At 71.9% G+C, this 13,891-nt stretch carries 12 protein-coding genes; 1 reads left to right on the top strand and 11 read right to left on the bottom strand.

What is annotated here, in order from left to right:
* Position 1 precedes the first annotated feature (1 nt).
* The 4 genes from ACGF3C_RS23590 to truB form a co-directional block, all read right to left on the bottom strand.
* Positions 2-2,383 (bottom strand): polyribonucleotide nucleotidyltransferase, encoded by a 2,382-nt coding sequence (locus tag ACGF3C_RS23590; protein WP_357225763.1) that lies wholly within the window; start codon positions 2,381-2,383, stop codon positions 2-4.
* A gap of 226 nt (positions 2,384-2,609) precedes the next feature.
* Positions 2,610-2,879 (bottom strand): 30S ribosomal protein S15, encoded by a 270-nt coding sequence (gene rpsO, locus ACGF3C_RS23585; RefSeq protein WP_030337594.1) that lies wholly within the window; start codon positions 2,877-2,879, stop codon positions 2,610-2,612.
* A gap of 199 nt (positions 2,880-3,078) precedes the next feature.
* Entirely contained in the window at positions 3,079-4,008 is a 930-nt protein-coding gene (locus tag ACGF3C_RS23580; RefSeq protein WP_393225210.1) for a bifunctional riboflavin kinase/FAD synthetase, read from the bottom strand.
* Positions 4,009-4,084: 76 nt separating this feature from the next.
* Entirely contained in the window at positions 4,085-4,969 is an 885-nt protein-coding gene (truB, locus tag ACGF3C_RS23575; RefSeq protein ID WP_393225207.1) for a tRNA pseudouridine(55) synthase TruB, read from the bottom strand.
* Positions 4,970-5,185: 216 nt separating this feature from the next.
* On the opposite strand from truB, the gene ACGF3C_RS23570 reads away from it, so the two are divergent.
* On the top strand, positions 5,186-6,196 hold the full coding sequence (locus ACGF3C_RS23570; RefSeq protein WP_393225205.1) for a hypothetical protein: 1,011 nt from the start codon (positions 5,186-5,188) through the stop codon (positions 6,194-6,196).
* 20 nt (positions 6,197-6,216) lie between these two features.
* On the opposite strand, the gene ACGF3C_RS23565 is transcribed toward ACGF3C_RS23570, so the two are convergent.
* From ACGF3C_RS23565 to infB, 7 genes are all read right to left on the bottom strand, one after another.
* A complete protein-coding gene (locus ACGF3C_RS23565) occupies positions 6,217-7,542 on the bottom strand; it encodes an MATE family efflux transporter (RefSeq protein ID WP_393225202.1) in 1,326 nt (441 codons plus the stop codon).
* A gap of 494 nt (positions 7,543-8,036) precedes the next feature.
* Entirely contained in the window at positions 8,037-8,246 is a 210-nt protein-coding gene (locus ACGF3C_RS23560) for a DUF6186 family protein (protein WP_181548655.1), read from the bottom strand.
* Positions 8,246-8,653 carry a hypothetical protein gene (locus ACGF3C_RS23555; protein WP_210784728.1) on the bottom strand — a complete coding sequence of 136 codons (408 nt, stop codon included), beginning with the start codon at positions 8,651-8,653 and terminating at the stop codon, positions 8,246-8,248. The genes ACGF3C_RS23560 and ACGF3C_RS23555 overlap by 1 nt, the downstream gene beginning before the upstream one ends.
* A 101-nt stretch (positions 8,654-8,754) precedes the next feature.
* Positions 8,755-9,804 (bottom strand): bifunctional oligoribonuclease/PAP phosphatase NrnA, encoded by a 1,050-nt coding sequence (locus tag ACGF3C_RS23550; RefSeq protein WP_357225778.1) that lies wholly within the window; start codon positions 9,802-9,804, stop codon positions 8,755-8,757.
* A complete protein-coding gene (gene rbfA, locus ACGF3C_RS23545) occupies positions 9,801-10,289 on the bottom strand; it encodes a 30S ribosome-binding factor RbfA (protein WP_355009567.1) in 489 nt (162 codons plus the stop codon). Before rbfA ends, ACGF3C_RS23550 begins: the two co-directional genes overlap by 4 nt.
* Positions 10,290-10,415: 126 nt before the next feature.
* Entirely contained in the window at positions 10,416-10,712 is a 297-nt protein-coding gene (locus ACGF3C_RS23540) for a DUF503 domain-containing protein (RefSeq protein WP_238671751.1), read from the bottom strand.
* Positions 10,713-10,802: 90 nt separating this feature from the next.
* Positions 10,803-13,823 carry a translation initiation factor IF-2 gene (gene infB, locus ACGF3C_RS23535; RefSeq protein WP_357199285.1) on the bottom strand — a complete coding sequence of 1,007 codons (3,021 nt, stop codon included), beginning with the start codon at positions 13,821-13,823 and terminating at the stop codon, positions 10,803-10,805.
* Between the last annotated feature and the right edge of the window lie 68 nt (positions 13,824-13,891).

Below are 13,891 nucleotides of genomic sequence, written 5' to 3'. Positions count from 1 at the left end.
GTCAGCTGTGCCGGGTCCGACGGCGCGGACGCTCGCCGCCCTCGCCACCCTCGCCGCCGCCACCCTCGCCGCCGCGCTCCGGGCCACGCCCGCCACGGTCGCCGCCACGCTCGCGGTCGCCACGGTCACGCGGAGCCCGGTCGCCCCGGTCCCGACCAGCCGGCCGGTCGCCAGCGGCGGCCTCACCGGCGGCCGGAGCCTCGGTGCCCTCCGGGCGGACCTTGTCGAGGTAGATCTTGCCGCGGGCGTCGATGTCCGCGATCTCGACCTCGACCCGGTCACCGACGTTGAGGAAGTCCTCGACGCGCTCGACCCGCTTGCCGTCGCCCACCTTGGAGATGTGCAGCAGGCCGTCACGGCCCGGCAGGAGCGAGATGAACGCGCCGAACGCGGCGGTCTTGACCACAGTGCCGAGGAACCGCTCGCCCTGCTTCGGCAGCGTCGGGTTGGCGATGCCGTTGATCCGGTCGACGGCCGCCTGGGCCGACGGGCCGTTGGTGGCGCCGACGTAGATCGTGCCGTCGTCCTCGATGGAGATCTCGGCGCCGGTCTCGTCCTGGATCGCGTTGATGGTCTGCCCCTTCGGGCCGATCACCATGCCGATCTTGTCCACCGGGATCTTGACGGTGGTGACCCGCGGCGCGTAGTCGGACATCTCGGCCGGAGCCTCGATCGCCGCCTTCATGACGCCGAGGATGACCTGCCGGGCCTCGTTCGCCTGCTGCAACGCGGCGGCCAGCACGTCCGACGGGATGCCGTTGAGCTTGGTGTCGAGCTGGAGCGCGGTGACGAACTCCGGCGTGCCGGCGACCTTGAAGTCCATGTCACCGAACGCGTCCTCGGCTCCGAGGATGTCGGTCAGCGTCACGTACTGGGTCTTGCCGTCCACCTCGTCGGAGATGAGCCCCATCGCGATGCCGGCGACCGGCGCCTTCAGCGGAACACCAGCGGAGAGCAGGCCCAGCGTCGACGCGCAGACCGAACCCATCGAGGTGGAGCCGTTGGAGCCGAGCGCCTCCGACACCTGCCGGATGGCGTACGGGAACTCCTCGCGCGACGGCAGCACCGGGATCAGCGCGCGCTCGGCGAGGGCGCCGTGACCGATCTCGCGACGCTTCGGCGAGCCGACCCGGCCGGTCTCACCGGTCGAGTACGGCGGGAAGTTGTAGTTGTGCATGTAGCGCTTGCGGTTCTCGGGGGACAGCGTGTCCACCATCTGCTCCATGCGGAGCATGTTCAGCGTGGTGACGCCCAGGATCTGGGTCTCGCCCCGCTCGAACAGCGCCGAACCGTGCACCCGGGGCAGCACGCCGACCTCGGCGGTCAGCGCCCGGATGTCGCGCGGGCCGCGCCCGTCCATGCGGACCTGCTCGCGCAGCACGCGGTTGCGCACCTCGGACTTGGTCAGCGACCGGAAGGCAGCGCTGAGCTCCTTCTCCCGACCCTCGAACCGAGCGCCCAGCTCCTCGGCGACCCGGGCCTTGACCCGGTCCAGGGCCTCCTCGCGGTCGGCCTTGCCGGCGATGGTGATCGCCTCGGCCACGTCACCGCGAGCGAACTCGGCGACGGCGTCGTAGATGTCGTCCTGGTAGTCCAGGAAGACCGGGAACTCGGTGACCGGCTTGGCGGCGACCTCGGCCAGCTCGCTCTGCGCACGGCACAGCTCGCGGATCGCCGGCTTGGCGGCCTCCAGGCCGCTGGCGACGACCTCCTCGGTCGGGGCGGTGGCACCGGCCGAGATGAGAGCGACGGCGTTCGGGGTGGCCTCGGCCTCGACCATCATGATCGCGACGTCGCCGTCCTCGAGCGTGCGGCCGGCCACGACCATGTCGAAGGTGGCGCGAGCCAGCTCCTCCAGGGTCGGGAAGGCGACCCACTGGCCGTCGATGTGGGCGACGCGGGTCGCCCCGATCGGGCCGGAGAACGGCAGGCCGGAGAGCTTGGTCGACATCGAGGCGGCGTTGATCGCCACGACGTCGTACGGGTGCTGCGGGTCGAGCGCGAGGATGGTCTCGACGACCTGGACCTCGTTGCGCAGGCCCTTGACGAAGGACGGGCGCAGCGGCCGGTCGATCAGCCGGCAGGTGAGGATCGCGTCCTCGCTGGGCCGACCCTCACGGCGGAAGAACGAGCCGGGGATGCGGCCCGCGGCGTACATCCGTTCCTCGACGTCGACGGTCAGCGGGAAGAAGTCGAACTGCTCCTTCGGGTGCTTACCGGCGGTCGTGGCGGAGAGAACAACCGTCTCGCCCAGCTGGGCGATGACGGAACCGGCGGCCTGGCGAGCCAGCCGACCGGTGGAGAAGGTGATCTCGCGGGTGCCGAAGGACCCGTTGTCGATCACGGCGGTGCGGGATTCGGTGCCGAGTTTGGTCTCGGTCATGTGCTGTCGTGCTCCTTCGCGTCGTGGGCCCACGACATCGGGGAGCTGCTCAGCCGGCCGGTCTTCGATCGAAGCGCCCGGGTGGCCGGCATGATGCCGGGTTCCCGGGGGCCACTACCGGAGACCGGTACGCTGACCGGCTCCCTCTCGGGTGGTCGCGCGGCCCGTGTTTCTTCAGGTGGGACGCGGCACGGGGGAGTAGCCGAGCGGCCACTCCCCCGTCACGTCACCGGCGCAGACCGAGCCGCTCGATGAGCGACCGGTAGCGGGCAATGTCCTTCTTCTGGACGTAGTTGAGCAACCGACGGCGACGGCCGACCAGCAGCAGCAGCCCACGGCGGCTGTGGTGGTCGTGCTTGTGCACCTTCAGGTGCTCGGTCAGCTCGGCGATCCGCTTGGTGAGGACCGCTACCTGGACCTCCGGCGAACCGGTGTCGCCCTCGGCGGTCGCGTACTCCGCGCGGATGCTGGCCTTGGCTTCCTGATCGAGCGCCATGTTCTCCCTGTTTCGATGGGTTGATCAAGTGGGTGTCCGTCGTCCCGATGGACCGGGAACGGACCGGTACCTCGCACCCGCGGCGTCGAGCAGGCACGCGAGGCCCCACGCCGGTCACCCGACGTCCCGGCAAGACTACCAGCACTCGCCGGTAACACCCGGCGAAGGGCCTCGGTGGCGGCCCGGCGCCCCGGCACGATCAGGCCAGTACGCGCCGGGTGCGCTCGACGTCCTGATTCATCTGGGCGATCAGCGGCTCGATCGAGTCGTACCGGATCTGCCCCCGCAGGTGCGCCACGAAGTCCAGGGCCAGCCGCTCGCCGTACAGGTCGCCGGAGAAGTCCAGCGCGTACGCCTCCACCCGTCGCTCCCGGCCGGAGAAGGTCGGGTTGGTGCCCACGGACACCGCCGCCAGCAGCGGCTCGTGCTGACCGCGGCGGATCAGCCGGGCCGCGTACACGCCGTCGGCGGGCACCGCCGCGTACCGGTGGCAGAGCAGGTTGGCGGTGGGGAAGCCCAGCTCCCGGCCCCGCTGGTCGCCGCGGACCACGACGCCCTCCACCCGGTGTGGGCGGCCCAGCGCGCCGGCCGCCGCGCCCACGTCACCCGCGTCGACGCAGGACCGGATGTACGTGGAGGAGAAGACGGTGCCGGCCTCGGCGACCAGCGGGGCCCCCTCCACGCCGAAGCCGAACGTCTGACCCAGCCGTTCCAACAACGCCACGTCGCCGGCGGCCCGGTGCCCGAAGCGGAAGTTGCCGCCGACCACCACCAACGCGGCGTGCAGGTGCTCGACCAGGACGTCGTGCACGAACTGCTCGGCCGGCACCCGGGAGAATTCCGGGGTGAACGGCACCACGCAGAGCACGTCCACGCCGAGCGCCTCGATCAGCTCGGCCTTACGGGCCGGCTCGGTGAGCACCGCCGGGTGCGAACCGGGGCGGACCACCTCGGCCGGGTGCGGGTCGAAGGTGACCACCACCGACTGCACGCCCAACTCGCGGGCCCGGGTCACGGCGTGCCCGATGGTCGCCTGGTGCCCCTTGTGCACACCGTCGAAGACGCCGATGGTGACCACCGAGCGTCCCCATCCGCCAGGCGCCGCGTCGTAGCCCCGCCACCGCTGCATGCCGTTCCTCTCTGCTGTCCCGCCGGCCGGCGGGTCGACACCGCCGGCTGCGGGCCGACGGACCTGCGCTGCGCTGTCAGGCCGGTGCGAGCACGATCTCCGCGCGGGCCCGCCCGTCCCGCTCGCTGACGATAGCGATCAGGCCGCCGGCCGGCCCGAAGACGGCGTACGGCCCGGAGAGGCCGGCCGGGTCCAACGGCCCACCGTGGGCGAGCACCCGGGCCTCGTCCGGCGTGGCCTCCCGGCGCGCGAAGAACCGGTCGGCCGCCGCGTCCAGTGGCAGGTTCACCACGTCCGGGGCGCGCTGTTCCAGCTCGTCGAGGGTCGCCGCCTCGGCGAGGGTGAAGCCGCCCACCGCGGTGCGCCGCAGGGCCGTGAGGTGCCCGCCGACGCCGAGCGCCAGGCCGGCGTCCCGGGCGATCGCGCGGATGTACGTGCCGGAGGAGCAGGTCACGTCCACGTCCACGTCCACCACGTCCGCCTCGGTGCGACGGATCGCCAGCACCTCCAACCGGGAGATGGTGACCCGCCGCGCGGGCAGCTCGACGCTCTCCCCGTCGCGGACCCGCTTGTACGCCCGCTGCCCGTCGATCTTGATGGCGCTGACCGCGCTCGGCACCTGGTCGACCTCGCCGCTCAGTCCGGCCAGCGCCGAGGAGATCGCGTCGTCGGTGACCTGCCCGGCCGGCACGGTGGCGGTCACGTCGCCCTCGGCGTCGTCGGTGACCGTGGTCTGGCCGAGCCGGATCGTGCCGGTGTAGCTCTTGCCCGCGCCGATCACGTAGGTCAGCAGCCGGGTGGCCCGGCCGACACCGATCACCAGCACGCCGGTCGCCATCGGGTCGAGGGTGCCGCCGTGCCCGACCCTCCGGGTCTTCGCCAGTCGGCGGATGCGCGCCACCACGTCGTGCGACGTCATGCCGCCGGGCTTGTCGACCACGATCAGACCATCGGTGCTCACGTCGGCCAAGCCTGCCAGATGGCCCGTACTCCGCGGGGCGTGGGCACGCCCCGCGTGACCCGAGCCTCCGCTCACGAGGTCTGAGCCGCTTCGTCGGGACGAGGCGTCCATCCGGCGGGAGGTAGAGCCGGGCAGCCGTGCCCGGTTCCGCGCTGGTGCCCGGGCCCTACCATCTGCTCGCACGCCATCAGCGGCGGCGACATTGACGGGGGAAGCATGGACAACACGTCGTCGAGCGAGCCCACACCGCAGGACCCGGTCGATCCGCCGCCGCCGCCCGCCGCGGTAGCGCAGGTCAACCCGGTGCAGCTACCGGACTGGCTCCGCACATCGCCGACCGAGCACCAGCCGACCGGGTGGGACCGGGTCCGTTTCTTCTCGGCCCGGCACAACGGGGCCATGCTGCTCGGCCTCGGGCTGGTGCTGGCGCTGCTGATGGTCGTCGGCGGGGTGGTGTTGGTCGGTCGGGTCGCCGATGGTGTCCGCACGTCCGCCTCGGCGAGCCCCACACCGACCCTCACCCCGCCGGTGAGCAGGGTCGGCGAACCACGCGACCTGTTCGCCGGATCGCCGGCGGCCTCCTTCGCGCCTGCCGAGGAGGCCGTGCGGATGCCGGCGGCCAAGGGCGCCGGGCCGTTCACCGCGACCCAGGTGCGGACAGCGCTGGAGTCGGTGCGCAAGGCACTGATCGAGGGTCGGGTCGACATCTCGATGTTCTCCGGGGATCCGGATCCGTTCCTCGCGCTGCTCGCCCCGGACGCTCGCGAACGGCTCCGGGGCGACTTCACCAATGGCAGCTTCCTGCGGTACGCCACCAGGATGGCGTCACCGTCGGAGTGGGAGTTCGGCGTCCGCGCCGACGGCCGGGTCAGTTACCGGGCCACCAGGCAGAACGGCATCCGACTGCTGGAGGTCTCCACGGAGTTCGTCTGGGCGTACCCCTTCGACGTGGACCTGCGGGCCCCCGCCGGCGCCACAGTGGTGGCGCTACGCGACCGGGTGGTGTGGCAGGTGCCGCACCCGGACGACGTGCCGGCTTCCTCCCGCGGCCTCTGGATCACCTCGGCGGAGGCCGTGACCTGGAACGCGGATTGCGCTCAGCTCCGTGAGGGCTGGGTGCGGGAGCAGTTCTGGATCGCCGATGTGCACCGGGACCGGATACCCGCGGGCGACCCGGGCACCATCTTCGACCTCGACGCGCCCGCGCCGACCACCACGCGCTGCTGACCGGCGGGCCCGGCGACCGGTCAGCGGACCGCGCCGGTCACCGCCCACCTGCCGTTGCGCAGTCGCAGCAGCAGGGCGACCAGCCGGATCACCACGAACACTGTGAGCCCGGCCCAGATGCCGCCCAGCCCGAGATTGAGCGCGTACGCCAGCCAGATGGCCGGCAGGAAGCCGCCGAGCGCCGCCACGATGGTGAGGTTGCGCAGGTAACGCACGTCGCCGGCGCCGATCAGCACGCCGTCGAGGGCGAACACCACCCCGGCCAGCGGCAGCATGACGACGAACCACGGCCAGGCCACCATGGCCTGCTCGCGTACCCCGGCATCGGAGCTGAACCACGACGGCACCACGCCCGCGCCGGCGGCGACGAGCAGCGCGAAGCCCACGCCGCAGACGCCGCCGAGCAGCCCGACCCGGCGGGCGAGCGCCCGCGCACCCGCGTCGTCGCCGGCGCCGAGCGCGGCACCGACCAGGGACTGCGCGGCGATGGCGAGGGCGTCGAGGACCAGCGCGGTGAAGAACCAGAGTTGCAGGGCGATCTGGTGGGCGCCGACGGCGGCGGCGCCGAAACGGGCGGCGACGGCGGTCGCGGACAGGAAGCTGGCCTGGAACGCCAGCCCTCGGATCAGCAGGTCCCTGCTGAGCACCAGTTGCTGGCGGATCACGCGAGGTTGAGGGCGCAGCGACACCCGTTCACCGACCAGGGCGGCGGCGAAGAGCACTCCGCAGAGCGTCTGCGCGACGACGTTCGCCACGGCCGAGCCGACCAGACCCAGCCCGCCGGGATAGACCAGCAGCGGGCAGAGCAGCGCGGAGAGCAGGTTGGGGCCGAGCACGAAGTACAGGGGGCGGCGAGTGTCCTGCACGCCGCGCAGCCAGCCGTTGCCGGCGGCGGCGAGGAGCAGGCCGGGAGCGCCGAGGGCCGCGATCCGCAACCACTGGGCGGCGGCGTCGGCGACCTCGCCACCACCACCGGCGAGGGTACGGGCGAGCGCGCCCCCGCCAAGCTGCATGCCGATCGCGATCAGCAGACCGACACCGAGCGCCAACCAGGACGACTGGACGCCCTCGGCGACGGCGGCGGCCCGGTCACCCGCGCCGAAGCGGCGGGCCGTGCGTCCGGTGGTGCCGTAGGCGACCACGGTGCCCACCCAGGCGGTGAGCGTCATGACCGTGCCGCCGACGGCGAGCGCGGCGAGCGGCACCCGGCCGAGGTGACCGACCACTGCGGTGTCGACCAGCACGTAGAGCGGCTCGGCGGCGAGCACCACGAGAGCCGGCAGGGCGAGCGCGGCGATCCGCCGAGGCGAGGCGGTTCGGTGGGCGGTGGTGACGGTCTGGCTCATCGCGGCCGATCCTGGCACGGCTGCGGTAAGGATCGCAATCCCGCCGACTACTTACCTTCGCCGGCGCGCCCGGATCTGGCCGAATCTCCCGCCCGCACCGATCTGAGGATCACCGTCGGCGGGGTCGGATCACTGGCGGGTGTCCATCGACGTCTGCAGCGCGCGGCGGGCCTGCTCGCGGGCGTCGTCGGTGGTGGTCTCGGGCTTGGGCTTGTTCGGCATGGTGGCGCTCCTCTTCCCAGGGCGTGAGCCGCCGACACGCGGCGGCCCTCACGGGCGGTCCTGCTGAGCGCCCCACGGCGGTCCGGGGTTACCGGAGCAGCCGACTGGGCAGCGTGAGCCCGGGTCGATCCGACCCTGGAGGGAGGCAGCGCGGGGTGTGGCACCACCGCCCATGACCTGCACCGCCAGGCGGTACCGGCCTTCTCCCAAGTTATCGTTCAGGTCCACATACTGCTTACGGTTCCCGCCATTTGGACGGTCGGCAACCCGGCTCAGCGAGCCAGGAAGTGCCAGCCCAGCCACCACCAGAACCCGAACAGACCGATCCGGCCCACCGGCACCGAACCGACCTCATAGCGCATCACGTAGGCACAGACCTCGCCAAGGGTGGGGATCCGCGACCCCTCCCGCCGGGCCATCCACTCGACCACCGCGAAGAGGATCAGCGCGGCGAGGAAGCCGCCGATCGCGAGCGCGCGCATCATCGCCGCACCAGCCCCCAGAAGGCGGCCAACCAGGCGAACCAGGCTGCCGACCTGGTCAGTTGATCCTCCAGGAGAGGATCGGCCAGCCGGGAGAAGGTGGGGAAGTCATCGCCGGCGGCCAGCACGAAGGTCACGCCCTCGAAGACCCCGAAGACCACCACCGGCACCGCCCACCAGGCCGCTCCCGCGCCCAGTCGGCGCGGCGCCGGCCGGCGGGGCACCCGGTTGCTCAGACCGAGCCAGATCAGCACCCCGCCCGTCCCGAGGGTGAACAGATTCGCCTCGGTCGAGAAGGACGCGAACCGGCCACCGACGAGCGAGAGGCAGACGAGGACGGGAACGGAGACGGCGGGCCGGTCCCAGGCGCGGGGGGCCTCCACGGTGAGGTCGTGCGGCTGCTCCATCCCGCAATTCTTCCCGGTATCACGGAACGCGGGAAGACCAACACTCCCCGGAGCTGACCCTGATCTTCCAGACCGACAGATCGATGGCGGCCGAAGGCGCGTCAGCCGATCAGCGCCGCGTCCAGCTGACCGCGGATCGACTCGACCACCTGTTCGACGGTGCCCCGACCGGTGAACCCGGCCGCGAACGTGTGCCCACCACCACCCAGCGCCACCGCGACCCGACTGACGTCCACAGCGCCCTTGCTGCGCATCGACACCGCCCACTCGGCCGGCCTGGTCTGCTTCACCACACAGCTCACATCCGCCTCGGCGGTGCAGCGCACGGAGTCGATCAGCGCCTCCAGCACGTACGGCCGCTGGTCGTGCCGGGACAGGTCATCGAGGGTGGCGAAGGTCCAGACCAGACCCCGACCTCCGGCGGCGGCCGGCTCCAGTCGAGCCCGGCCGAGCACCTCACCGAAGAGGCGGACCGCGCCGAAGGGCCGGGTGTCGAAGACCTGCCGGGAGATGTCACCCGGTGAGATCCCGGTCGCCAGCAGTCGGGCGGCCATCTGGTGCACCGCCGGAGTGGTAGCCGCGAACCGGAAGGAACCGGTGTCAGTGGTCAGCGCCACGTAGAGGCACTCGGCGATGGCCGGATCCACCACCACCCCGAGCCGGGCCAGCAGTTGCTCGACCACGACCGACGTGGCCGCCGCCCCCGGGTCGACCAGGTTGACGGTGCCGAAACCGGGGTTGGAGGCGTGGTGGTCGAGCACCAACGCCGCACCCGCCGACGACAGCCGCCCGGCCAACTCGCCGAGACGCGACTCGCTCGCCGCGTCGAAGCAGATCACCAGATCGGGCGCCGGGTCGGCGGCGTCCGCCGGGACCAGCAGATCCAGACCCGGCAGCCCCCGGAACGGCTCCGGCACCTCCGGCGGCCCGGGAAAGGTCGCCTGCACGTCGCGTACGCCGAGCTGCCGCAGGCCCAGACCGAAGCCGAGCATGCTGCCCAGCGCGTCGCCGTCCGGATTGATGTGGCAGATCAGCAGCACCCGGGCGGTCGGCGGGAGAGCCCGCACCAACGCCTCGGCCTCGGCCCACGCCGCCTCGGTCGGGCCGAGCCCGGTCGAGGCGACGAACGCTGCGCTGGCGGTGCTGGTCACCGCGCTTCCCCACCCCGCGGGGTCTCCTTGACGTCGGCCTCGTCGGCCTCGTCCGTCTCGTCGTCCTCGTCATCCACCCGGTACGGCTGGGCCTCACCCGCGTACTTCGCCTGGGCGGCGAGCCGCTGCACCTCGGCGTCGGCGTTGCGGGCGGCGGCGAGCAGGTCGTCGATGTGCTTGACCTGGTCCTGCACGTCGTCGAGGACGAACGCGAGCGTCGGCGAGTGGCGCAGCCCGAGCGCCTTGCCGACAGTGCTGCGCAGCATCCCCTTGGCGCTCTCCAACGCCGCGGCGGTGTCCGCCTGGGCCACCGAGTCCCCGAGCACCGTGTAGAACACCGTCGCGTCACGCAGGTCAGCGGTAATCCGGGCATCGGTGATGGTGATCATCCCGAGCCGCGGGTCCTTGATCTGGCTCCGCACCACCGACGCGACCAGCTCACGCACCCGTTCCGCGTGCCGGCGTACCTTGGCCGGATCAGACATCTCGCCACCTCCACGGCGTCCTGCTTCCGGTCGACCCGGCGACCCGGAGGCCGCCGGCCGACCGGCCAACATCTCGAACATTACCTTCGGGGCCGCTCCGGTCGCCCGGCACAGCCGGCACCATGGTCAGTCGTCGTCCGCACCGTAGAGCCGGCGTCGAACCGACAGCAACTCGACCTCGGGGCGATTGGCCACCAGGCGCTCACAGGAGTCGAGCACCTCGCGGACGTGCGCCGTCTCGGCGGCCACCACGGCCACCGCCAGTTGCGCTCGACCATGCAGGTCGAGCGCACCCACCTCGGCGGCCGACACCTCGAAGCGGCGCAGGGCCGCCACGATCGGCCGTACATATGATCTCTTGGCTTTGAGCGACCTGGAGTCGCCCGGCAGCAGCAGGTCGAAGACCGCGGTTCCGGTGAACATCGCCCCGGACGATACCGCCAACCCGCCCCGCATGATCAAGGGGTTTACGCCGAGTGGCGTAAACCCCTTGATCAGCGTGTCACTGCCGGATCAGGCGCGAACCTTCTCCCGCATCTCGAAGGTCTCGATGACGTCGCCGACCTGGACGTTGTTGTAACCACCCAGGGTCAGACCGCACTCGAAGCCCTCGCGGACCTCGGTGGCGTCGTCCTTGAACCGCTTGAGCGAGGTGATCGTGAGGTTGTCCGCCACGACCGTCCCGTCCCGAAGCAGTCGAGCCTTCGCGTTGCGTCGGATGATGCCCGACCGGACGATGCAACCGGAGATGTTGCCGATCTTGGACGAGCGGAAGACATCGCGGATCTCCGCGCTGCCCAGCTCGGCCTCCTCGTACTCCGGCTTGAGCAGGCCCTTGAGCGCTGCCTCGATCTCCTCGATGGCCTGGTAGATGACGGTGTAGTACCGGATCTCCACGCCCTCGCGGTCGGCCATCTCACGGACCTTGTTCGAGGCCCGCACGTTGAAGCCGATGATCGTGACCGGCTCGGACGAGGCGCTCGCGAGCATGACGTTGCTCTCGGTGATCGCGCCGACGCCCCGGTCGAGGACCTTGAGCTGGACCTCCTCGGGGATGTCGAGGTTGAACAGCGCGTCCTCCAGGGCCTCCACCGAACCGGAGACATCGCCCTTGAGGATGAGGTTGAGCGAGGTCTTCTCGCCCTCCTTGAGCTGCTCCATGAGCGTCTCAAGAGTGGCCCGGCCACGAGAGTTGGCGAAGGACGCCGCCCGCCGCCGTGCCTGCCGCTGCTCGGCGATCTGCCGCACCGTGCGGTCGTCCGCCGCGGCGAGGAACGTGTCACCCGCACCGGGCGGCGCGGTCAGACCCAGAACCATCACCGGACGCGCCGGACCAGCCTCGGAGAGCTGGTTGCCGTTCTCGTCGAGCATGGCCCGGACCCGGCCGTGCGCCCCACCGGCGACGATCGAGTCGCCCGCCCGCAGGGTGCCCTTCTGCACCAGCACCGTCGCCACCGCACCGCGGCCCTTGTCCAGGTGGGCCTCGATGGCCACACCCTGCGCCGGCCCGTCGATCGGAGCGGTCAGCTCCAGCGACGCGTCGGCGGTCAGCAGGACGGCCTCGAGCAGTTCCTCGATGCCGATGCCCGGCTTGGCTGCCACGTTGACGAACATGGTCTCGCCGCCGTACTCCTCAGCGACCAGGCCGTACTCGGTCAGCTGCTGGCGGACCTTGTCCGGGTTGGCGTCCGGCTTGTCGACCTTGTTGACCGCGACCACGATCGGCACGTCGGCCGCCTTGGCGTGGTTCAACGCCTCGATGGTCTGCGGCATCACGCCGTCGTCGGCCGCGACGACCAGGATCACGATGTCCGTGACCTGGGCACCACGGGCACGCATGGCGGTGAACGCCTCGTGACCCGGGGTGTCGATGAACGTGACCGCCCGGTCCTCGCCCTCGTGCGGGACGTGGACCTGGTACGCACCGATGTGCTGGGTGATGCCACCCGCCTCACCGGCCACGACGTTCGCCTTACGGATGGCGTCGAGCAGCTTGGTCTTACCGTGGTCGACGTGACCCATGACGGTCACCACCGGCGCACGGCTGACCAGACGCTCCTCGGCCACCTCCGCGTCGAGGTCGATGTTGAACTGCGCGAGCAGCTCGCGGTCCTCGTCCTCCGGACTGACGATCTGGATGTCGAAGCCCAGGTGCTCACCCAGCAGGTGCAGGGTGTCGTCAGAACAGGACTGGGTCGCGGTCACCATCTCGCCCAGGTTGAACATCTCCTGGACCAGCGAACCCGGGTTGGCGTTGATCTTGTCGGCGAAGTCCGACAGCGAGGCGCCACGGGAGAGCCGGACGACCTGACCCTGACCCCGGGGAGCACCCGAGCTCATGGTCGGAGCCGACAGGTTGTCGAACTCCTGTCTGCGCTGCTTCTTGGACTTGCGACCGCGCGTCGGCCGACCACCCGGACGCCCGAAGGCACCCGCGGCGCCGCCGCCACGGCCACGACCGCCCGCACCCGGACGACCGCCGCCACCGGCCGGACCACCCGGACGGAAACCGCCACCGGGAGCACCGCCACCGCCGCCGGGACCGCCACGGTAGCCACCGCCACCGCCGGCACCCGCGCCGCCACCAGGGCCGCCACGGTAACCGCCACCGCCACCGGCGCCACCGCCGGGACCGCCACGGAAACCACCGCCACCGCCACCGGGACGACCGGCGCCACCGCCACCGGGGCGACCAGCGCCACCGGGGCCGGGACGACCAGCAGCCGGGCGCTGGCTCGGCATGGACGCCGGGCTGGGCCGCGGCGGCATGGAGTTCGGGCTCGGCCGCGGCGGCATGCCCGCCGGGGTGTTGGGCCGAGGGCCACCCGCACCGGCGGCCGGGGGCCGCTGCTGCTGGCCACCCTGGATGCCGAACGGGTTGTTACCGGCGCCACGCGCCGGCGGACGACCGCCGGGGCGGGCACCCGGACCCGGAGCCGGCGTGCTCGGACGAGCTGCCGGGGAACCGGGACGGGGCGGCATCGCCGCGGGACCGGGCCGAGGGCCGGGACGGTTACCGCCGTCGGCCGGAGGCTCCCGGCGAACGGGGTTGTCCCGCTGCTGCTGGCGGGCGGCCTGCGCGGCCTTGACCGCGGCCTCCTGCTCAGCCTTCAGCGCGGCGGCACGCGCCTCCGCGGCCGCCACCTCGATGTCGTGGGCACTCGCCGGCTTGGCGACCGGGGTCGCCGACTGCGGGGCACCGGGAACCGGACCCTTGGGCTTGGGACCGGGTGCCGGCGCGGCCGGCCGCCGAGGCGGCATCGGCTTGGCCGAGACCCGGGGCGCGCCCGGGGCCGGGGTTGGCGTCGGGGTCGGGTTTGAAGCCGGCGTCGACGCGGGCGCCGACGGGGCGGCCGGAGCCGGGGCTCCGGCGGACGCGACGAATGCGTTACGCAGCCGCCGGGCGACGGGCGCCTCGACGGTGCTGGACGCGGACTTCACGAACTCGCCCATTTCCTTCAACTTGGCGAGAACGGTCTTACTCTCGACCCCGAGCTCTTTTGCAAGCTCGTGAACGCGGGCCTTGCCTGCCACTGCACTCCTCACTCCGAGGTCGTGCGGGCAGCACCCGCAGCGACCTCACTCGTGCACTTGAAGCCTGG

It is taken from the genome of Micromonospora sp. NPDC047762 (genome assembly GCF_043204655.1).
GTDB lineage: Bacteria > Actinomycetota > Actinomycetes > Mycobacteriales > Micromonosporaceae > Micromonospora.
Note: the sequence above shows the minus strand (reverse complement) of the source record. Positions and strands in the feature narration are given on the sequence as shown.